At 68.1% G+C, this 20,696-nt stretch carries 19 protein-coding genes and 1 tRNA gene; 13 read left to right on the forward strand and 7 right to left on the reverse strand.

The window, feature by feature from the left end:
• Positions 1 to 7: 7 nt before the first annotated feature.
• Complete coding sequence (locus D7Y04_RS25195; RefSeq protein WP_216669846.1) at positions 8 to 976, reverse strand: thioredoxin domain-containing protein; 969 nt, start codon at positions 974 to 976, stop codon at positions 8 to 10.
• Positions 977 to 1,106: 130 nt separating this feature from the next.
• Between D7Y04_RS25195 and D7Y04_RS25200 the strand changes: the two genes are divergently transcribed.
• Both D7Y04_RS25200 and D7Y04_RS25205 read left to right on the forward strand, forming a co-directional pair.
• Positions 1,107 to 2,126, forward strand: coding sequence for an asparaginase (locus D7Y04_RS25200; RefSeq protein WP_233597444.1), 1,020 nt, complete (start codon positions 1,107 to 1,109; stop codon positions 2,124 to 2,126).
• A gap of 71 nt (positions 2,127 to 2,197) precedes the next feature.
• Positions 2,198 to 3,109 carry a GGDEF domain-containing protein gene (locus tag D7Y04_RS25205; protein WP_120580762.1) on the forward strand — a complete coding sequence of 304 codons (912 nt, stop codon included), beginning with the start codon at positions 2,198 to 2,200 and terminating at the stop codon, positions 3,107 to 3,109.
• A 175-nt stretch (positions 3,110 to 3,284) separates the two neighbouring features.
• Here the strand turns inward: D7Y04_RS25205 and D7Y04_RS46580 are convergent, their stop codons facing one another.
• On the reverse strand, positions 3,285 to 4,877 hold the full coding sequence (locus D7Y04_RS46580; RefSeq protein WP_121760934.1) for a HEAT repeat domain-containing protein: 1,593 nt from the start codon (positions 4,875 to 4,877) through the stop codon (positions 3,285 to 3,287).
• 135 nt (positions 4,878 to 5,012) lie between these two features.
• On the opposite strand from D7Y04_RS46580, the gene rpsU reads away from it, so the two are divergent.
• The 7 genes from rpsU (at position 5,013) to D7Y04_RS25245 (ending at position 12,910) form a co-directional block, all read left to right on the forward strand.
• Entirely contained in the window at positions 5,013 to 5,207 is a 195-nt protein-coding gene (gene rpsU / locus D7Y04_RS25215) for a 30S ribosomal protein S21 (protein WP_014395136.1), read from the forward strand.
• A gap of 110 nt (positions 5,208 to 5,317) precedes the next feature.
• Positions 5,318 to 5,776 carry a GatB/YqeY domain-containing protein gene (locus tag D7Y04_RS25220; RefSeq protein WP_120600308.1) on the forward strand — a complete coding sequence of 153 codons (459 nt, stop codon included), beginning with the start codon at positions 5,318 to 5,320 and terminating at the stop codon, positions 5,774 to 5,776.
• A gap of 338 nt (positions 5,777 to 6,114) precedes the next feature.
• Positions 6,115 to 7,956, forward strand: coding sequence for a DNA primase (gene dnaG / locus D7Y04_RS25225; RefSeq protein ID WP_121760935.1), 1,842 nt, complete (start codon positions 6,115 to 6,117; stop codon positions 7,954 to 7,956).
• 90 nt (positions 7,957 to 8,046) lie between these two features.
• Positions 8,047 to 10,167 (forward strand): RNA polymerase sigma factor RpoD, encoded by a 2,121-nt coding sequence (rpoD, locus tag D7Y04_RS25230; RefSeq protein WP_120525789.1) that lies wholly within the window; start codon positions 8,047 to 8,049, stop codon positions 10,165 to 10,167.
• A gap of 87 nt (positions 10,168 to 10,254) precedes the next feature.
• Positions 10,255 to 10,590: an MGMT family protein gene (locus D7Y04_RS25235; RefSeq protein ID WP_120598013.1), complete on the forward strand. Its 336-nt coding sequence runs from the start codon at positions 10,255 to 10,257 to the stop codon at positions 10,588 to 10,590.
• 27 nt (positions 10,591 to 10,617) lie between these two features.
• Positions 10,618 to 10,690 (forward strand) — tRNA-Ile (locus D7Y04_RS25240).
• A 111-nt stretch (positions 10,691 to 10,801) separates the two neighbouring features.
• A complete protein-coding gene (locus D7Y04_RS25245) occupies positions 10,802 to 12,910 on the forward strand; it encodes a hypothetical protein (RefSeq protein WP_147477190.1) in 2,109 nt (702 codons plus the stop codon).
• Positions 12,911 to 13,022: 112 nt separating this feature from the next.
• Here the strand turns inward: D7Y04_RS25245 and D7Y04_RS44560 are convergent, their stop codons facing one another.
• Positions 13,023 to 13,175, reverse strand: a complete 153-nt coding sequence (locus D7Y04_RS44560; RefSeq protein WP_158627585.1) for a hypothetical protein — start codon at positions 13,173 to 13,175, stop codon at positions 13,023 to 13,025.
• Positions 13,176 to 13,278: 103 nt separating this feature from the next.
• Positions 13,279 to 13,785: a DUF3592 domain-containing protein gene (locus tag D7Y04_RS25250; protein ID WP_147477191.1), complete on the reverse strand. Its 507-nt coding sequence runs from the start codon at positions 13,783 to 13,785 to the stop codon at positions 13,279 to 13,281.
• Between the two features lie 66 nt (positions 13,786 to 13,851).
• On the opposite strand from D7Y04_RS25250, the gene D7Y04_RS25255 reads away from it, so the two are divergent.
• Complete coding sequence (locus D7Y04_RS25255; RefSeq protein ID WP_121760938.1) at positions 13,852 to 14,211, forward strand: MYXO-CTERM sorting domain-containing protein; 360 nt, start codon at positions 13,852 to 13,854, stop codon at positions 14,209 to 14,211.
• A 61-nt stretch (positions 14,212 to 14,272) separates the two neighbouring features.
• Here the strand turns inward: D7Y04_RS25255 and D7Y04_RS25260 are convergent, their stop codons facing one another.
• Entirely contained in the window at positions 14,273 to 15,112 is an 840-nt protein-coding gene (locus D7Y04_RS25260) for a hypothetical protein (protein ID WP_120598018.1), read from the reverse strand.
• Positions 15,113 to 15,332: 220 nt separating this feature from the next.
• Here D7Y04_RS25260 and D7Y04_RS25265 point away from each other — a divergent pair, with 220 nt between their 5' ends.
• Positions 15,333 to 16,547 carry a methyltransferase gene (locus tag D7Y04_RS25265; RefSeq protein ID WP_121760939.1) on the forward strand — a complete coding sequence of 405 codons (1,215 nt, stop codon included), beginning with the start codon at positions 15,333 to 15,335 and terminating at the stop codon, positions 16,545 to 16,547.
• A gap of 51 nt (positions 16,548 to 16,598) precedes the next feature.
• Here the strand turns inward: D7Y04_RS25265 and D7Y04_RS25270 are convergent, their stop codons facing one another.
• Both D7Y04_RS25270 and D7Y04_RS25275 read right to left on the reverse strand, forming a co-directional pair.
• Positions 16,599 to 16,949 (reverse strand): nuclear transport factor 2 family protein, encoded by a 351-nt coding sequence (locus D7Y04_RS25270; protein ID WP_121760940.1) that lies wholly within the window; start codon positions 16,947 to 16,949, stop codon positions 16,599 to 16,601.
• A 149-nt stretch (positions 16,950 to 17,098) separates the two neighbouring features.
• Complete coding sequence (locus tag D7Y04_RS25275) at positions 17,099 to 17,509, reverse strand: hypothetical protein (protein WP_147454702.1); 411 nt, start codon at positions 17,507 to 17,509, stop codon at positions 17,099 to 17,101.
• 633 nt (positions 17,510 to 18,142) lie between these two features.
• Between D7Y04_RS25275 and D7Y04_RS25285 the strand changes: the two genes are divergently transcribed.
• Both D7Y04_RS25285 and D7Y04_RS46405 read left to right on the forward strand, forming a co-directional pair.
• Positions 18,143 to 20,083 carry an Ig-like domain-containing protein gene (locus D7Y04_RS25285; RefSeq protein WP_158627586.1) on the forward strand — a complete coding sequence of 647 codons (1,941 nt, stop codon included), beginning with the start codon at positions 18,143 to 18,145 and terminating at the stop codon, positions 20,081 to 20,083.
• A gap of 109 nt (positions 20,084 to 20,192) precedes the next feature.
• Complete coding sequence (locus tag D7Y04_RS46405; RefSeq protein ID WP_121760943.1) at positions 20,193 to 20,435, forward strand: cytochrome c oxidase assembly factor Coa1 family protein; 243 nt, start codon at positions 20,193 to 20,195, stop codon at positions 20,433 to 20,435.
• The last annotated feature ends 261 nt before the right edge of the window (positions 20,436 to 20,696 follow it).

Here is a 20,696-nt window from a genome sequence, read left to right on the forward strand (position 1 = left end):
CGAAGGATCAGTCAGCGGCCCACGCGTTGTTGTTCGCGCGCCACTCCACCTCGTCCTCCATGCTGTGCTCGAGCTGACCCTCCTGGAAGCCCAGCTCGTAGGCACGTCCATTGAAGAACACGGTCGGGGTGCTGTTGATGGCCGCCATGCGACCCTGCGCCCGGAAGCCCTCGATTTCGTCCTTGTACTGCTCCGTCTTCAGCACGGCGGCCAGCTTGTCCCCGTCCAGGCCCACCGACTTCGCCAGCGCGGGCAGCGCCTCCGGCTTGAGGTTCTCCTGCTGGCCGAAGAGCGCGTCGTGCATCTGCCAGAACTTGCCCTGGTCGCGAGCCCACAGCACCGCCTGCGCGGCGGGGACGGCGTTGGGGTGCATGGAGAGCGGGAACGGCAGGTAGCAGAAGCGCACCTCGCTGGGGTGCTTCTTCGCGAAGCCCTCCAGGATGGGCCGCGCCTTGCCGCAGAAGGGGCACTCGAAGTCGGAGAACTCCGCCACCGTCACGGGCGCGTTGGCGTCGCCCTGGCACATGCGCGGATCCACCTTGAGCTGCACGCGCGGCTCGCGGAAGGACGCGTAATACTTGGACAGCGTGACGATGACCTCGCTCGCGGGCCCGCCCTCCGCCACCATCCGGGCGGACAGCCGCGCCATCCGCTTCGCGTGCTTGCAGGGCGTGTGCTGCTTCAGGCACGCGCCCAGCGAGTGGGGGCAGCCGCAGTAGCAGAACTCGTCGCTGAACACCGTGGCCAGCTCGCGCTTCGCGGCAGGCGGCAGCGCGGAGAAGTCCATGCCGGGGATGCCCGTCAGCACCTGGGCCGGATCCGCGGACGGAGCCTCCGCGGCGGGGCTCGGCACCGGAACGGCGGCGGGAGCCGGAGCGGCGGCCGCCGGGGCCTTGGGGGTGGCCGGGACTTCCGCGCTCTTGGCGCAGCCAGCGCCCATCAGGGTCGCCGCGGCCAGCACGGGAGCAACACGCATCCATCGAGGGAGGAGCACGGCTCCGGGGTTTAGCCACGCGCGCCGGGCTTGTAAAGCAAGGCGGCCTTTGGCAGACGGCCCCTCGCCCATGCCCAGAGTCCTGATGCTTCACACGGGAGGCACGCTCGGAATGGCCGGTGGCCGGCCTTCCGCCCTGCGTCCCGCGGCCTTCTTCCAGACGCTCCGCAAGCGCGCCCCGGAGCTGTTCCAACTGGCGGACATCGAACTGGAGCTGTTCTCCAACCTGGACAGTTCGGAGATGCAGCCGGAGCTCTGGAGCCGGATGGCCGCCCACCTCCACCGTCGACTGCCGGACTTCGACGGGGCGGTGGTGACCCATGGAACAGACACCCTCGCCTTCACGGCCAGTGCGCTGTCCTTCATGTTGCGAAATCCGCCCTGCCCGGTGGTGCTGACGGGCTCGCAGCGGCCCCTGGGGGAGATCCGCTCGGACGCGCGGCTGAACCTCATCGACGCGGTGCTCTCCGCGCTCCAGGGCCCGCGCGAGGTGACCATCTGCTTCGACTCGCACCTGTACCGGGGCAACCGCACGCGCAAGGTGAAGGTGGCCGAGTACGACGCCTTCGAAAGCCCCAACTTCCCGGTGCTGGGCACGCTGGGCGTGGACGCCACCTTCGAGAAGGGCCTCCCCTCCCGGGGCCCCTTCCGGCTCCATGAGAAGCTGGATCCGCGCGTCTTCCTCCTGAAGGTGTACCCGGGGCTGGACCCCGCCCTGCCCCTGCAGCTGCTGCCGCACGTGAAGGGGCTGGTGGTGGAGGCGTACGGGGCGGGCAACGTGCCCATCGCGCCGGAGCTGGGCCGCTCGCTCCTGCCGCTCTTCGTCCAGGCGCGGGAGCGGGGCGTCCCGGTGCTGGTGGTGAGCCAGTCGTACCGCAACGGGGTGGACCTCACGCTCTACGAGTCCGGGGCCAAGGCACTGGCGGAAGGGGCGGTGGGGGGCGCGGACATGACCCCGTCCGCGGCGCTGGTGAAGCTGATGCAGGGGCTGGCGGAGCACCCCCGGGGGGGCGAGGCCCTCTCCCGCTTCCTCCGGACGCCCGTGGCCGGCGAGCTGTCCGTCGGGCGGCCGACAGTTCCGCCACCGGAGAAACCGAGGCGCCGGCCCGCGCGGGTGGGGCGGGTCGGCTGACACCGGGTGCAGGAAAGGAGCGTGGGTGTGCTTGCCGCCGTGAAATGGCGGCCCCTAAGATGGAAGGCGCGATGTCCGAGGAGAAAACTTCAGTCCATTCGATTTCGGACCTGCTGGGCAGCGCCCAGCAGCAGAGCGCCTATCTGATCGTCATCAGCGCCAAGTCCGCCGCCGGCATCGGGCGGATGTTCAAGCTGGACCGCTTGGAGGTGGTGCTGGGCCGCAGCTCGGAGGCCCAGTTCCAGGTCGAGGACGACGGCATCTCCCGCAAGCACGCGAAGGTGGTCGCCATTGGCGACGGCCGCTTCCAGCTCGTGGACCTGGGCAGCACCAACGGCACGTACCTCAATGGCCTGAAGGTGAGCGCGGCGCCGCTGTACGACGGCGACAAGATTCAAATCGGCTCCAACACGGTGCTGAAGTTCAGCATCCAGGACGCGCTGGAGGAGCAGTACCAGCGCAGCATCTACGAATCCGCCACGCGCGACGGCCTCACCCGCGTCTACAACAAGAAGTACTTCATGGAGACGGTGCGCAAGGAGTTCGCGTACTGCCTGCGCCACCGCGTGCCGCTGTCGCTGGTGCTCTTCGACGTGGACCACTTCAAGCGCATCAACGACGTGTACGGCCACCCGGCCGGAGACTTCGTGCTGACGCGCATCGCGCAGCGGGTGGCGGACACGGTGCGCACCGAGGACCTGCTCGCGCGCTACGGCGGCGAGGAGTTCGCGCTGATGCTGCGCGAGTCCGCGGAGGACGCGGCCCTGGCGTGCGCGGAGCGCTGCCGTGTGGCGGTGGACCGCGCGGACTTCATCTTCAGCGGCACGCCCATCAAGGTGACCATCAGCCTGGGCGTGGCGACGCTGCTGGACTCGGACTTCTCCCAGCCGGAGGACCTCATCTCCGCCGCGGACAAGTACCTCTACCGGGCCAAGCACGCGGGCCGGAACCGGGTGGACGCCAAGGCCGTCAGCGGCCCGTGAGCGTCAGGAGGAAGGCCTGATCCACGGCCTTCCGCCTCGAGCCGTCATCGCCGAAGCCTGAGCGGCCAGGTGCCGCTCGCAACGCCAGCGCTCAGCGTCCGAAGCCCAGCCGACGCAGCCCCTCCGCCGACACGTGCTTCACGTGCGCGTCCGCGTCGTGCGCCGCCGCCAGCGCTCAGCGCCCGAAGCCCAGCCGCCGCAGTCCTTCCGCCGACACGTGCTTCACGTGCGTGTCCGCGTCGTGCGTCGCCGCCTCGCTCAGCGCCGCCACCGCGTGCGGCCCACCCAGCGCGGTCAGCGTCCTTGCGGCCGCGATGCGCACATCCGCCACCGGATCCCCGCGCAGACGTTCCGCCAGGACGCGCACGTGCGCGGCGCGGCCCACGAACTCCAGCGCCCGCGCCGCCGCCGCGCGCACCACCGGATGATCCGACTCCAGCAGGCCCGCCGCCTCGTCCCCGCGTGACGGCTGCCGGTAGGCGGACAGCACGTCCAGCGCGGCCACCACCACCTCCGGAGCGCCGTCCTCCAGAGCCTTCGCCGCCAGCGCCATCGCGTCGCCGTTCCGGGGCAGCGCCCCCAGCGCGCGCACCGCGCCCGCGCGCACCGGAATCACGTTCGACGAGAGGAAGGGCGCCAGCCGCCGCGTGGGAGGCGGACCCTCCGTGCAGTCGCCCATGAACGCCACCGCCTCCCCCTGGACCTCCGGCGTCCGGGCGTTGCGCCCCTCCGCCATGTCCCGAAGGAAGGCGAAGCACCCCTTCTCATGGGACATCGCGCCCAGCCACGGTCGCGCGGCCTCCGCTGACTCCGAGTCCTTCACGCCCTGGAGCGCCACGTCCCGCAGGGGCTTCCCGGCGGACTCCGCCAGGCCCCGCGCCGCCAGCTCCCGGACCCGGCCGTCGTCGTCCCCGAGCGCCCCCTCCAGCTCCCGCTTCGCCAGCGGACCGTAGCGGCGTAGCGTGGCCACCGCCGTGCGCCGGCGCTGCACGTCATTGGAGGTGAGATCCGGCCGCAGCACGTCCAACTCGCGCGAGTACACGGCGAAGAGCCGGTTGATGACCGCCTCGTCCGGAGGCTTCGCCTCGGTGAGGAGCAGCCGGCCCACGGACGCATGCTGCCGCTCGGCGACGGCGGAGAGGAGCTCCGCCATCACCGCATCACCGGCGACGGGCCGAGACGCCACCGCGTCCATCACCACACGCGTCGCCGACCGCCCCTGGAAGGTGGCCAGGTGCAGGAGCGCCGGCAGCCGCACGGACGGCTCCTGCGAGAACATCTCCAGCGCCAGCGACTGCCGGACGGCGTCCCGCTTCGCCCACACCCGGGCGGCAGCGGAGGGCCCCCGCGCGCCCGCCTCCCGCAGGAAGTCCGCCGTGGAGCGGCCGGAATCGGCGGCGGCCCGGACGGCGGTGAGGCAGGCCCCCAGGTCCGCGTCCGGCGGGGTGTCCATGATCCAATCCGCCAGGGCCCGCCGCTCCGTGAGTCCCCGGCTCCGGGCCTCCGCCCGCACCGCGGCCCAGCGCACCCGCCAGCTGGAATCCGTGAGCGCCGAGGCCAGCGCCTGCTGCGCCTCCACCCCGCCCTTCCCCAGGGACGCCACCCAGCTGTCCACCCGCCCCCCGGTGACGCAGGCGCCACAGGTCCGCGCGCGCAGGGACGGATCCGCGACGTGGCGGCGGCAGGAGGCCCAGCACTCGGAAGCGACCGTGCCAGCCCGGGAGGGGCTGGCCGCCAGCAGGAGGACCAGGAGGAGGAGGCGGGGCACGCGGCGGACACTCTAGCGCACGCGGCCCATCCTTTCCGTGCGGGTCTCCTTGCCTTTTCCGGCCCGCTGCGCCATACCCCCCGACTTTCTGAAGATTTACAGATTGCATCCAGCTAGGCGGAAGGAGGTGACTGCATGCCCGGTATTCGAGTGAAGGAAGGTGAGTCCATCGAAAGCGCTCTCAAGCGCTTCAAGAAGGCCACCGAGAAGGCCGGAATCCTTTCCGAGATCCGCAAGCGCGAACACTACGAGAAGCCTTCCGTGAAGCGGAAGAAGAAGGCTCTCGCCGCCAAGAAGCGCGCTGTGAAGAAGGCCCGCAAGTCGTACTAGCAGGCCCGCAGTGAGGAGCCGGGGCTCCTTGAAGCAGTCAGGTGCCCTGGCTCCCGCCGTCCCATCCGCTGGCGCGGCGACCCTTTTCCCCGCCCGTGAGGAACCCCGACATGACCACCCTGAAAGAGCGCCTGACCGCGGACCTGAAGGACGCGATGCGGGCCAAGGACGAGCTGACCCTGAGCGTGGTGCGCATGCTCAAGAGCGCCGTGAAGTACAAGGAGGTCGAGCCGGGCGCCAGCGAGCTGGACGACGCAGGCATCCAGCAGGTCATCGCCACCCTCATCAAGCAGCGCCGCGACTCCGTCGAACAGTTCAAGGCCGGAGGCCGTCCGGAGCTGGCGGAGAAGGAAGAGCAGGAGATCTCCGTCCTGCAGCGCTACCTGCCCCAGCAGCTCACCCCGGCAGAGCTCACCGCCGCCGTCCAGGCCGCCATCGCCGAGGTCGGCGCCAAGGGCCCCAAGGACATGGGCGCGGTCATGAAGAACGTGAACCCCAAGGTCCAGGGCAAGGCCGAGGGCAAGGCCATCTCCGAAGAAGTGAAGGCCCAGCTGGCGAAGCTGTCCTGAAGCACCTGTGATTCCAGGGGAAGGGGCGCCGGGAACGTCTCCCAGGTGCCCTCCCCACCCCGGGCTCGAAGCGGATTTTTTGATCCCTCGCCCGCTGGCCATTAAGCGCTGATCCTCAAAGGCACCTCCGCCCGTCCCCCACCCCGGGAGGCGAGCGGGCAGCCTTCAGGAGTGAGCGCCGTGTCCCAACCCTCGTCCGTTTCCGCGCCCTTGCCGCGTCGGCCTGCCCTACCCGCCTGGGTGGAAGTCCCGGCGGGACGCGGCTCCGGGTGCGTCAGAGGGGGCCGTCAGGATGGCGGGCGGAAGGCCGCGCTCATGCGGATGGATGGAGGGGCGTCGTGATTCCGGAGCACAAGATCCAGGAGGTCCTCGACCGCGTGGACATCGTGTCCCTGGTGTCCCGTCACGTGGAGCTCAAGAAGGCCGGCCGTGAATTCAAGGGCCGCTGCCCCTTCCACCAGGAGAAGACGCCGTCCTTCTACGTGGTGCCGGAGAAGCGCTTCTATTTCTGCCACGGCTGCCGGGCGAGCGGCGACGCGGTGTCCTTCATCCAGCGCTACCTGGGCAAGACGTTCCAGGACGCCGTGCGCGACCTGGCCCAGGAAGTGGGCATCGACCTGGAGGCCGCGCAGGACCCTGGCCTCAAGGAGCGTCAGCAGGTCAAGGAGGCCACGGACTTCGCCGCGGAGCACTTCCGCGGCCAGCTCTGGCACGAGGACGAGGGTCGCGCCGCGCGCGCCTACCTGGCCAGCCGTGGCGTGTCGGAGGAAGTGGCCCAGGGCTTCGGCCTGGGGTGGGCGCCCGCGCAGTGGAGCCTCCTGGCGGACCGCTTCCAGAAGAACGGCATGCTGGAGTGGGGCCTGAAGGCGGGGCTCATCAGCAAGCGGAACAGCGGGGATGGCTGCATCGACTTCTTCCGCAGCCGCCTGATGGTGCCCATCCGCGCGCCGGAGGGGCGGCCCATCGCCTTCGGCGGCCGGCTGGTCGCGGCGGAGGACGGCCCCAAGTACCTCAACTCGCGCGAGTCCCGGCTCTACAACAAGAGCGAGACGCTCTTCGGCATGGACCAGGCGCGCGACGACATCCACAAGCGCAAGACGGCCGTGCTCGTGGAGGGGTACTTCGACTGCATCGGCCTGCACCAGGTGGGCGTGCGCCACGCGGTGGCCCTGTGCTCCACCAACCTCACCGCCGGGCACCTCCAGGTGCTCAAGCGCGCGGAGGCCCGCGACCTGGTGCTGCTCCTGGACGGAGACTCCGCGGGCCTCGCCGCCGTGGAACGACTGGCCGGTCCCCTGCTCGCCGCGGGCGCTCCCACCCGGGTGGCGCTCCTGCCGCAGGGGGATGACCCGGACGTCTTCGCCCGCCGCGAGGGCACCGACGGCGTGGAGCGCCTCCTGGAGGGAGCCCAGCCCCTCACCGCCTACCTCTTCGCCACCCTGCTCCCCCTGGGCAAGCAGGCGAGCTTCGAGGAGAAGATGTCCGCCCTGGAGCGGCTCAGGCCCGTCACCTCCCAGGTGCCTCCGGGCCTGACGCGCTCGGCGCTCATCAGCGCGCTTGCGGGGCACTTCGGCTGGATGCCGGCGCAGATTGAGTCGTCCATCCAGTACAAGCCGCCCCCTACCCCCAAGCCTCCCGCCCCCGCCCCGTATCCCAACGCCGTCCCCGTCCAGGCCGTGCCCCGCCCGGTGCCCAAGCCCCAGGCGGAGCGCCCTCCGCCGGAGTCAGAAGCGCTCTATGTGGCCGCAATCCTTCGGGATTCCCGGCTGCTCGCCCGGGACACCTTCCGCGTGTGTGATGAGTTGTCCCACATGGGACTGCGGATGGTGCTGGCCCAGACGACGTCCGGGCAGGGGCTGGAGGAGGCGCTCTTCGAGGCGTCGGAGGTCGTCAAGCGGACGCTCCTGGAGGCCGGCCGCCGGCTCTCTCCCGCGGGAATGGAACTCGAAACGGAGTTCATCCTCGCGTGCCGCGACATCATGAAGAAGCGCATTGACGAGCGGCTCGTTTATATAAAGCGAGCGACGGAACAGACGCAGGGGGCTTTTGATTTGACAGAGGAGACGCGGTTGCTCCTTTCCGAGCGCAAGGAGCTGCTGGCGCTCCGCAAGCGCGTCCTGGATGAGCTGACCCCCGCTTCCTCGGCAACGGGAACAAAGGGACCAATGCAACCGGTTTGAGTTCGCGTTTGTAAGAAAGCTCGACTTTGCGGTAGATCGGCCGGCTCGCCCAGGCCAAAGCACCTGATTTTCTTAAGGAGAAGTACCCGAATGCCGACGCAGAAGCCCCCCAAGGCATCCGTGAAGCCCACCAAGAAGAAGGTGGACCCGGTGATCCGCAAGAAGAAGGCCCCGGACAGCCCTGCGGCGAAGGTCACCAAGGCAGCGGAGCCTGAGGAGAAGGAGCTGCTGGCGAAGGACGCCCCCGCCGAGGCGCCCGAGAAGATCAAGAAGAAGAAGGGCGTCGCCGCCATGGCCGACGACGTGGACCCCGAGGAGGCCGCGGAGGAAGCCGCCGCCGCCGTCCAGGTGGACCCGGACGCCGTGGAAGACGACGTGGAGGAGGATCCCGTCGCCGAGCGCAAGGAGGTCAAGGACCTGCTGGCCGCGGGCCGCGAGAAGGGCTTCCTCACCTATGACGAGGTGAACGACGCCCTCCCCGCCGACATCGTGTCGTCCGATCAGATCGACGACGTGATGAGCATGTTCGGCGACAACGACATTGAGATCGTGGACGCGCAGAAGGCCGCGCAGTCCAACGAGATCAAGCCCACCGTCGCGGTCGAAGAAGAGAAGGAAGACCAGGACGAGGACGAGAAGGACGAGGACGACGAGCCGGGCGGCAAGTCCAACGATCCCGTCCGCCTCTACCTGCGCAAGATGGGCAGCGTCAGCCTCCTCACCCGCGAGGGCGAGGTGGAGATCGCCAAGCGCATCGAAGAGGGCGAGAAGGAAGTCCTGCGCGCGCTGCTCGCCTGCCGCGTCGCGGTGGCGGACATCCTGGACATCAGCAACCGCCTGAAGACGGGCAAGCTGCGCGTGCGCGACGTCATCAAGGACGCGCCCGAAGAGGCTCAGTCGGAGAACGCGGAAGAGCCCGCCGAGGAAGCAGCCGAGGGCGAGGCCCCCGCGCAGCTGGCGCAGAGCGAGCTCAACAAGATCGAGCAGATTTCCAAGCAGATTGAGCGCTTCCGCAAGTTCGCCAAGGACTGCGAGGTCCTGGAGGAGGAGCTCTCCGGGAAGAAGAAGCTCACGGAAGTCCGCAAGAAGGAGCTGAAGCAGGAGGTGAAGGACCTTCGGACCAAGATGATGGAGGTCCTGGAGGAGATGCGGCTGAACAAGAAGCAGGTGGACCGCATCGTCGTGAACCTCAAGGGCCTCATCGAGCGCGTGGAGAAGGCGGAGGAGGAACTCGGGGACCTGGAGCGCCGCTACCAGGTCAACATGAAGGACCTGCGCCCGCAGCTCAAGGAGTCGCGCGAGAACCCGAACATCGCCAAGAAGCTCCAGAAGCAGCTCAACTTCACCCCGGAGCAGCTGGAGGTCCTGGACCGCGACGTGCGCACGGCGGTGCGGAAGATCAAGCGCGTGGAGGAGGAAGCCAACCTCCCCGTGGACGCGCTCCGCCGCAACTACGACGCCATCCGCCTGGGTGAGAAGCGCGCCGAGCGCGCCAAGAGCGAGCTGGTGGAGGCGAACCTGCGCCTCGTGGTGTCCATCGCGAAGAAGTACACGAACCGCGGCCTGCAGTTCCTGGACCTCATCCAGGAGGGCAACATCGGCCTGATGAAGGCGGTGGACAAGTTCGAGTACAAGCGCGGCTACAAGTTCTCGACGTACGCCACCTGGTGGATCCGTCAGGCCATCACCCGCGCCATCGCGGATCAGGCCCGCACCATCCGCATCCCGGTGCACATGATCGAGACCATCAACAAGCTCATCCGCACGAGCCGCTACCTCGTGCAGGAGATTGGCCGCGAGCCGACGCCGGAAGAGATCGCGGAGAAGATGGAGCTGCCGCTCGACAAGGTGCGCAAGGTCCTGAAGATCGCCAAGGAGCCCATCTCCCTGGAGACGCCCATTGGCGAGGAAGAGGACAGCCACCTGGGCGACTTCATCGAGGACAAGAGCCTGGTGTCGCCCGCGGACGCGGTCATCAACATGAACCTGGCCGAGCAGACCCGGAAGGTGCTCGCCACGCTCACGCCGCGCGAGGAGAAGGTCCTGCGCATGCGCTTCGGCATTGGCGAGAAGAGCGACCACACGCTGGAAGAGGTGGGCCAGGACTTCGAGGTGACGCGTGAGCGCATCCGCCAGATTGAAGCCAAGGCGCTGCGCAAGCTGCGTCACCCCAGCCGCTCCAAGCGCCTGCGCTCCTTCGTGGAGAGCTGAGCCACTGAAGTAGACTGTTGAGCCCGGAGGCCTCCGTTCCTTGAGTGGACGGGGGCCTTCGTCGTTTTGTCCCGTGTGAGGTGCGCCATGGCCGCGAAGAAGCCCGCCGGAGAGCCCCTGCCCTTCTCCGACAGCGTGATGAAGCAGGTGCGCTCCATTCCCCGGGGCGAGGTGCGCTCGTACGCGCAGGTGGCCATCTACGCGGGCAGGCCGGGCGCGGCGCGAGGCGTGGGGCGGGAGTTGAAGCACCTGCCGGGGCAGGCCACGCAGGTGCCCTGGTGGCGGGTCGTCCGCTCCGACGGGACGCTGGCGCCCCCGGTGGCCCACGAGCAGGCGAAGCGGCTGCGAGCGGAGGGCGTCACCGTGGACGAACGCGGGCAGGTGTTCCGCGTGGTGGTGAAGAAGGACGGCAAGGCCTTATAGTCAGCGCGTCTGGCGTCAGTGACATGAGGGCCCTTAGCTCAGCGGTTAGAGCTGTCGGCTCATAACCGATTGGTCCCTGGTTCGAATCCAGGAGGGCCCACTCCCCTCACCTTCGCCTGCCGTCGCTGGAAGCCCTCCGCCAGGAAGGCAGCCTGGCGGCATCCGGGCCCAGGCATTGACGCTGCAGGGACGCGCGAGTTCTCCTCGTTCCATGACGATCCAGCTCAAGAACCTGATGGGCACGAGCGCGCTCTCCACCGTAACAGCGCGCAAGTGGCTCCTCAGCGGCGGGTACCCGGTTCCCGAGTACATCGACGACAACTGTCTCGACCGCTTCCTGGAGACCCGCGACAAGACCTACGGCTTCATGCAACAGCAGTGGTTCCTGTCCGACGTCGACGGGTTCTACCAGGCGCGCAAGAGCCTCGTGATCGCCGGAAAGAACCTGGAGGGCTACGCACAGCATGTCAGGCGTCTGAGCGTGACGGACACGCTGGTGCTCGAGGTGTTCGGGATCAAGAAGGGCGGGAAGACCAGCCCGGAGATGCTGGAGGCCGGACGGACCACGATCGAGGACCTGCTGACCGAGGAGCGGGCCTACATCCGTGAGTGCTGGCAGTCCCTGGAGCAGCAGTGGGACTGGCATCACGACGGGCGCGTGGACAAAGGACTTCTCTCCGACGGAGAAGTCAGCGGCATCCTCTCGGCCTTCGCCGAGGAGAGCCGGCTCCACAACGAGAAGGTCGAACAGGTTCGGGACGCCCGGAAGAAGATCCAGGAAGAAACCAGTAAGGCCAAGAAGAAGGCCAAGGGCACCCAGGCCAAGGCCGAAGACGCCTACGTCCCACCGCCTCTGCCCGATCCGTATGTCCCCCCGGCGGAGAAGGACCGGGTGAAGTACGCCTACTACGAGCCGGTCCGCAACCGGCTGATGGGCCTGGGCTTCGTCGTTTCGCCCCCGGGCACCGCGCTGGGTGCCGTGTTCCCGCCCAAGGACTGGCGCAGGAAGATTCCGGAGGTGGTGTTCAACCAGAAGGTGAAAGCCTTCACGGATGAGCTCGTGAGTCGCTATCACCTGGTGGGGGACGACGAGACCTCCCTGACCCGGCTGTTGCTGCCCAGGAAGAACGCCTTCCAGGACATGAAGAGCTTGTTCTCGGGGGCCGTGGGCTGTCTTTGCGTCTCCTGGACCCGGCACCAGGTGAATGGAGAGACCGTGCACGTCCCCATCCTCGGGCTCTCCGGGGTTGTCCGGGAGGAGCCAGGTGCCGCCTACCTCCAGCTCTTCTGCAGACACCTGGCCCTGCCGAACTGGCAACCGGACACCCCCATCCCCCCGGCGACCGACCAGCTCTTCCAAGCCAGTGAAAAGCTCAAGGGACTCCAGAAGCAATCCGGAACGGCCTACACGCAGGTCAAAGGCTCCCTGACGAAGAAGGACCTCGACCCCGAATCCGAGGAAGGCAAGGCGCTGGCGGCCTACCGGGAGCTCCAGGCCAGGCTGAAGAAGCGCGATGACAAGGAGCGGAAGGCCTACAACGAGGGCAAGATCCAGAGTGAGATCCAGCGGGAGCTGACCGTCAATTACGAGACGATGCTCGAGCGGACCAGCCTCGTGGCCTTCGGCTATCGCGCTCGAACGCGGATGAGGCTGCGCACCCCCGCGCGGCAGGCGTTGTTCAGCTACGTGTCCTTCCGCAAGGACAAGGTGAGCAAGAACATCCAGCTCAACGTCGCGTCGGACCCCGGGCTGGGCGTGGACCTGTGGGTCAGCGGATGGCACTCCCTGAACTGCGCCGAACCCGCTGCGCTCATGACCGCGTCGTCATACTTCGCCGAAGGCTGCGACGTGCTCATCTGCTTCCCCTACGAGGGGTTCAACGACACGGGGCCGGGACGGAACCGTCCGAAGGAGACCTGCCCCTGGTGCGCCGCCGTGGAGCTCGGCTTCCGCAGCCTCAGTGAGAACAAGAACCAGGTGAAACAGAGTGTCAGCACGGGTAACTGGCTGACGCAGTTGACCTCCCCGCTCCAGGACGAGCCCCAGAAGGCCCTGCCCGTGAACCAGGGCTTCGACGCCTTCGATGACGACAATCCCATCATGCATGCGACGCGCAACACGCTCGCGGGGACCGACACGGGACTGGTCAAGAACAGCGACCTGGAGACGACTGCCTATGCGCCCGCGGTCATGACGAAGATTGGCCGCCTGCGATCAATGTATTACCTGCTGGGCCTTTCGGACCGTGAGGCCGTGGCGCTGGACCGCCCCCTGTACGCGTACGCGGGGTTCGGAGAGGTGACGAAGTTCCTGCGGTGAAGGCGGAGGCATCACGGATTCGCTCACGGACATCTACTTCGCCCTCGAACGACGCAGCCTCCCGCGCCATGGCTGCTCGTCGCGAAACCCTGGATGAAGAGCAGCGTGCTCTTCACGACTCCTGGGACACGGTCACATCCGCAGGGGCCGCGTCAACGTCGCCTGGCGCATCCTTCGCGTCCACGTCGCCGCTGGAGCGGCCATCGGACGCGAGCGCGCTCCACACATCGAAGGACGCCTGCACCACCTCCACGGGATGTTTCACGTCGGGCCTCCAGGTGCTCGACGGAGGAGTCCGTTGAGTATGGACGTGACCATCGCCCCGGCGCTGGACCACCCTGTGTCGGGTTTGTGCGCGCAAGGGGGCTCTACAGCCCGACGAGGAAGGGGGCGCAGAGCACCACGAGCCCGATGGCTCCCAGGATGCTCAGGCCCACCCACAGGTTCTCCCCGGGAAGCACCACGTGCCGGGGCTGCTTCGGGTTGTAGAGCACCTGGACCTGGTCTCCATACTTGAACCTGGAGGCCTTGCCCGTACTGAGCCCGATCTCCAGGGGCTCCCCTCCGTCCTCCGGGCGGATGAGAACCCAGAGCTGGAACATGTGCCTGCGACGGAACTCCTTATAGGCGGCGAAGGGGGTTCGCCCCATGTGCGCGCGGGGCCACCCAGCGCGCTGGTGACAGTTGCGGCAGTTGGTCGCCACGGGGTGAGAAACCAGCTCGAAGATGTGCATCGCGATGGACACGATGGAATCCCCTGGCGCGAAGAGCCGCCCATAGGACCAGAGCGCGGAGGCATCCAGGAGCGCCTGGTCATGCTCGCTCAGCGCCGCGATGTCCCGGGCCGTGAAGGTCTGGTGATAGAAGTGCGACAAGGAAACGACCCTGGCGTCGTTGAACACCCGGGGGAAGGGCCCCATGCCAGAAACGGGCGTGACGCCGTGTCGCTCCAGTTGAAGGCCACGGACGCCGCGGGCGACTGGGACCCGCTGACCTGGAGTCTCGTGGAGGGTCCGGGCAACGTGACACCCGCGGGGCTCTACACGTGGACGACCGAGGCCCGCACCGCGGGCCACTTCCCCGTGCGCATCCGCGTGACGGATGACGACGAGGGCAGCGCGGAGCTCGTGATCGACCTCACCGTCCGCGAGCAGCTCCCGCCTTCCCTGCCCCCGGACAGCGGCTGCGGCTGCGCCTCCAGTCAGGGCGGCGCGGCCTCGTCGGTGACCCTGCTGTTCGTGGTGGGCCTGCTCGCCTCCCGCCGCAAACGAGGGGCATCCGCCCGCCAGGGACGCGATTGAGGGTGGCGTGCTTCTGGGTCCGGGCTGGAGGCGAGACCTCCGCATCCAGCCCGGGGCGTGGCTACTTCGCGAGGGCCGTGGTCTCCCCCGTGAGGGTGAAGCCGGTGGCTGCCGCGGTCACGTCCACGGCGGTGAAGCCCCTGGGCGTCGACGTCATGCCGGCAGGCAGCTGAATGAGGTCGATGCGGTCACCCGCGACGAGCTTGCCGTCGATCTCCACCTGGAACAGGTCGCTGCCCGCGCCCACGGAGAACGGGCCGTAGGACCCGCCGCCGTAGAAGCTCCAGCCGGGCGACGTCACCAGCGTGCCATCCATGTCCAGCTGGAGTCGGTCGCTGAAGCCCACGTTGGCCGGGTACCAGTAGGACGCGAAGTCCCACCACCAGGGCCGCATGAAGCGGTCGTAGTTGTTGAAGTTGATGCCCTGCGCGACGAGGACGCCACGCGAGTACACGGCGGCCGCGTACTGCACGGGGCCCGTCCGCCCCGGGAAGGTGGGCTCCACGACCATCTGGTCCTTGTCCCCGCCCAGCCCGATGCGCAGCGTGCTGAGCACTCGGGTGCCATCGCGCGCCGTGAAGAAGAGGCCCTGCCCCTTCTCCCCGATTCCGCCGATGGCCGCCTCCATCCGCCAGGCCGAGGCCCGGGGGAACTGGCTGGTGAAGCCATCCTGCCTCGCCGTATCCAGCCCGCCCACGTCGATGCCCTTCGTCCCGGCCTTCAGCGTCGCGCGGCCGGTCGCGCAGTTCCTGATGCCGTTGAAGCCGTCGACACACTGCGTGGCGCTCGCCTCCTGCACCTTCAGCGCGTCGTCCTCGGACTGCGCTCCTTCGCCACAACCCATCGCCGTCACACACAGGAAGGCAGCCGCCACCAGGCGACCCTTGAGCAGAATCTTCATCGAAGTGAACCTTATGTTGGGGGAGGACTGCTGGCCGGCACGGGGCGCCGGCAGCCAGCCCTATTGCAGTCCTCACGCCATGCGCAGCTCACTCGGAGAGGCATGTCCCGGGGAACGCCACCGTGGCGAGATGGGTCACAAACCGCCCCCACCCGTAACCCTTCGAGCCACAAGCACTCCATCGCGACATATGCTCGCCTGACGGACGCGTGACTCGAACATGAACTTCCAGGCGCGACTCGCTGCGCTCACGCACCAGCTCCGGCCATGGGCCTCGCGCTGGTCCCGCTCCATCCTCCAGGACTGGCCCGGATCCGGCGCCGCATGGCCCGAGGACTGGCTTGCCTATGCCCGGTCGCTCGATGAAGCGGGCGAGCGACTGCTGGACCAGGGGTTACTCGTGGGCGCCCCTCCTCCGTCCCTGTCCGCGCTCCTCGGCGCGCTCCAGGAACTGACGGCGCTGCCCTGGCATGAAGGCGTTCATGCGCTGACGGTCGCGCAGACGCAGGGACTCAGCGCCAAGAAGACCCATGAACTCGAGCGGGTGCTCGCCCTGCTCGCGCAAAGAACGCGCTTCATCCACCAGGCGGTCGATATCGGCGGCGGCATGGGACATCTCGCCCGCCTCTGCGCGCGGACGTTCGGGTGGACCTTCCACAGCATCGACAGGGACGCCGCGTTGCAGGACAAGGGCCGGCGGTGGCTGACGAAAACCCGCCCCCTGGGTGACGACACCCTGCATTTCATCCAGGCCTCCGTCGAGGACGTGCTCCAACCCCAAATCGATCCACTCTTCTCCGGCCGGGACCGGGCTTCCATCGGGCTGCACACCTGCGGGCCGCTCGCCCTCACGCAGATCCGCAAGAGCCAGGGGGCGGGCTTCGTCCTGAACGTCGGCTGCTGCTACGACAAGCTGGAGGCCCCACGGGATTACCCTGTCTCCCGCTTCGGGAGCGCGCATCCCCTGCCCTTCACCCCGCATGCGCTGGCGCTGACGACGCGGGGACGGCATCACAAAACCGAGGTGGAGTTCGCGCGGATGAAGCAGGTGTACGCATGGCGCTTCGCGTTCGATCTCCTATCGAGGCGGCGCTTCCCCGAGCGCGGCTTCGTGCGGGCAGGAGACGCCCCGCGGACGCTCTATGACGGCCCCTTCGCCCTCTACGCGCGCGACCGACTGGAGCGACTGGGCCTGGAGCCCGGCATGACAGACGCAGAGCTGGATGCCTTCGAGGTGTCCGTCCGCGCCGAGACGCGGGACCTCCTGCTCTGCCATCTGCTGAGGGACCGCTTCGCGCGGGCGTTGGAGGTCGTGCTCCTGCTCGACCGCGCGCTCCTCCTGGAGGAACTGGGTTTCCAGGTCGAACTCCTCCAGCTCTTCGACCCGCGCCTGTCTCCGCGCAACCTCGCGCTCATCGCGTCGCGGAGCGATTGAGCGCCCCGCGCCTTGCTCATCTGCCCATGGGGCAAGCAGGGAAGCGCGGGCTCAGCGCTTCTCGAGCAAGGGGCGCGGATCGAAGGTGACGCGAATGCGGGTGATGCGTCCGTTCTCGACATGGCTCCAGTTCGCCACCGGCACGGGCTCGTGCCCCGCGGGATGGATTTCAAACCAGGTCATCACGTCGTCGCCGTCCACGAAGCGGTGAAGCACGGTCACCTGGGGCGACACCTTCCACATGCCGTTGACGAGCCCCTTCACACAGGCCTCCGCGCCCTCCGCCTTGCCGAGCGCGCCGACGAAGCTCACGTCGGGCGCGAGCGTGTCCCGCAGCATCGACTCATCCTTCGCGCTCCACGCATCGAAGTACGCCTGCACCACCTCCACGGGACGTTTCATGTTCGGCCTCCAGGTGCTCGACGGGGGAGTCCGTCGAGCATGGACGTGAGCATCGTCCCGGCTCCAGACAACCCTGTGTCAGGTTTGTTCGAGCAAGGACCTGCCTCACGCCCCCGGAGTTCCGCCCGGCAATCACCTGCCGTTCAGGGTCACGACCTCATCCAGGATGGTGGCCTTGTCCACCGCGGCTCCGGGTTCGTGGGCATCCGCAGCGTGCTGATGACCTGGTCCTCGTTCCGGCCGTAAAAGGCCACGCCCACGGCGCCCTCGCCGAAGTCCACGATGGACCGCTGCTGCCACCAGCATTCAGCCTGGCCCACGGCCCCAACGACGCCGTCCTCCTCCAGACTGCCCAGGCCGGTGACCACCAGCCCCTCGTCCGTGTCCTCCAGCGACGCATTGCCCGTGGCGCAGTGGGTGATGCCCTCGAAGCGATTCACGCAGTCGTCCGTTGCCGCCGTAATGCCCTGCGACGTGGATCCAGGGGCTGCTTCCTTCGAGGGCTCCAGCTGACAGCCCGCGAACGCGCCCACCAGCGTGGCCGTCAGCAGCCGGCCCATGAACATTCTCCGTGCGCATCATTGACATCCATTTCTCCCTGGGACGCGGACAGCGGAGGCCAGCCACCAGCGATGGTTAGACCCCTCTCTTCACACCCAGAAACTCCAGAAATGACAATGATTGCCGCTCGATGGGGAAGCGGTCCCCTGGACGCGCACGCCGTAAGCCCCCGTGGCGCTGAGGGCGACGGGAGCGGCTTGCGTTCCCTGGGCGGCGAGGGAGCCGTCGACGATGAGCTCACCCCTCACGGTGTCCACGCACGAGCGCAGGCCGCCGGATGACGCGACGGCAAGGGAGGCCCCTGGCGCCAGGGTGAGCGTGACACCGGGGCGGACGGTCAGGTCGCCCGCGAGCGGGTTCGCACCGGTGAGCGTCAAGCCGCAGACGAAAACAGCCTTTGCAGCTCCGTCAGGCTTTCCCCGGAAGCATGACCATGGGTCATGTCCCTCCCATCTGTCGCCGCCAGATGTCTCGTGTTAGGCGTTGAATCAGGAGGGGAACCCCCAATGACAAACAGACGCACTGGTTGGCTGGCCCTTGGAATGGCCTGCCTGCTGCAAGCATGCACTCCGATGACGGCGGAGCCTTCAGACGACACGGCGGTCCGGGAACAATCCCAGGCGGCTTCCGCCATGACAGGCTCGCTGGCGAAGTCCCGGACCTCTACCCCGCTCACGCGCCTGCAGGATGGACGCGTGCTGGTGGCGGGTGGCAGCGAGCCCAGCGACATCTTCATTCCACAGGGTCAGCCGTTCCTCTCATCCTGTGAGCTGTACGATCCGGCGACGGGCACCTGGTCCTATACGGGCAGCTTGCAAGTCATGCGCGAAGGCGCCTCTGCCCAGCTCCTGGACGATGGCCGCGTGTTGGTGGCGGGTGGTTACTACAACACCAACGTCGCCAACTACCATGTCACCGCGGAGCTCTATGACCCCGCGGCCGGGAGCTGGTCGTACACGGGGAGCATGAGCCAGCCTCGTAACCGGGCCGCCACCGTGAAGCTCCTGGATGGGCGGGTGTTGTTGGCGGGCGGCACCACCCCCCAGTCCACCAATCCCCTTTCCGCGGAGTTCTATGACGCCACCACGGGCACCTGGACGGCCACGGGGCCCATGCTGGCGAGGATCGAGAAGTCCGAACTCCTTCCGGACGGCCGCGTCCTGGGGCTCGCCTCGGGGCAGATCGTGCAGATCTACACGCCGGCGACCAATGCATGGACGAGCCTGGGCGCGCTGCCCACGGGGCTGCTCCCCGAAATCGTGGTTTCGCTCGCGGATGGCCGGGTGCTCGTCGCGGGCGGGGGAAACGCGACGGTGCGGTATGCGTCGCTGTTCCACCCCACGACGAACACCTGGGCGGCCACTGGCGGACTGCTGGCGCAGATCATCAGCACGAACGCCGTCCGCATGCCTGATGGCACCGTGCTGGCATTCGGGGGGCGCGACCCCAACAACTTCATCCCCCTGACCACCGTGCAGCGCTACACCCCGTCCACGGGGCTGTGGACCGCCGAGCCCTCCTTGGTCGGGGGGCGGATCGGCCCTAGAGCGGTGCTGCTGGCCAGTGGTGACATCCTCGTCGCCGGCGGCTCGAATGGCCAGACGCTGGGGAATCTCAAGACCTGCGAGCGCTATGTCTCCGCCACCTGTGTCCCTCTCTCATGCACGAGCCAGGGCGCCGCGTGCGGCACCCTCCCGGATGGCTGCGGCGGGACGGTGTCGTGTGGCACGTGTGGCTCCGGCCTGACGTGCTCGGCCGCCAACGCCTGCGTGAGCGACGCGACGCCGCCGACGGCCACCCTCACCGCCCCCACGGCGGGGACGCCCGTGTCCGGCACGGTGACGCTCCAGGCCACCGCGTCCGACGACGTCGGCGTGACGCACGTGGAGTTCCTCGACGGGACGAAGCTCCTGGGCACGAGCAGCACCGCGCCCTATTCGCTGGACTGGAACACCGTGGGCGCTGGCGACGGCAACCACTTCCTGGTGGTCCGGGCCCATGACGCCACGGGCAACGCCGGCAGGAGCACGCCGGTCACCGTGCAGGTGCTCAACTCCCCCAACGCGAATGTGGCCGCCTACGACGCCACCTTCAGGACGCCCCGCTGCGCCACGGCGGGCGCCTCCTGCGACACCGGGAGCGTGGTGGATGGGCGCGGCAGCGTGGGCCCGGAGCTGAACGCTCCCAACACCCTGAATGGCGCCTGCCAGGACGGCAACAATGGGACGTACCACTCGGACGAATCCATTGACCGGCTGCGCATCGCGACGCTCGACGGTTCGCCCCTGGCGCCCGGCAAGGTCGTGAACATCCAGGTCACCGCCTATGTCACCATGCCGGCCAGCAATCGGATCGAGCTCTACAGCGCCACGAATCTGGCCAACCCGGTGTGGCAGTTGATCAACACCATCATGCCGCCCACCAATTTTTCACAGACGTTCACCCTGCGGTACTCCCTGCCCGCCGCGCCCATCCAGGCGATCCGCGCACGCATCAGCTACAACGGTCCGCTGACGTCCTGCGGTAGCGGCAGCTTTGACGACCACGACGACCTGATCTTCGCGACGCAGTAGCCGCTCCCTCCCCGGCCCGCTTCCAGCAGCGGGCCGGGGACGAGGAGGGGCTGGTGCTTCGCTGACGTCATGGGCTTCTCCTTGAGCTGGGCCCGGGTTTCGCCGTGCCTTGGACAAGCTCAAGGGGCGTTCCACGGACATCGCACACTGGGAAGGACATACCGCATGCCCCGGCGCCGCCAGGAACAAGGATGGCCAGGCGAACATGACCATCAACCTCTCTGGCAGCAGGCAGGACGGCCGGCTGGAGGTGAAGGCCGTCCGCACCGACGACGTCTGGGGTTTCAGCCGGCTGCGCGTGGTGGCGGACAACGGCGAAGCGGTGGATGTCGGAGGGTACAGCCGGCACTGAGTGCACGAGATTGCCCAGCGCCGGGCCGGCTTCGGCAATCTCGGTGACGGTGACTGCGCCGGCGGCGATCGCTCGCAGCACCGGTGTGTAGCGAGCGCGATAGCTGACTCCGAGGTCGGCGTAACGCTCTTCCGAGCCACCATCGAGCAGCTCGGTGACGTAGCGGAGGAGCTCCCCCAAGCCTGGCGCGAGCGGGACCTTTGTTGTCGTCATTGCATTAGTGCTGATGCACTTGGATACGTGATGCAAGCCCGGGGTCTT

Source organism: Corallococcus sp. AB038B, from assembly GCF_003668955.1.
Classification (GTDB): Bacteria; Myxococcota; Myxococcia; order Myxococcales; family Myxococcaceae; genus Corallococcus; species Corallococcus exiguus.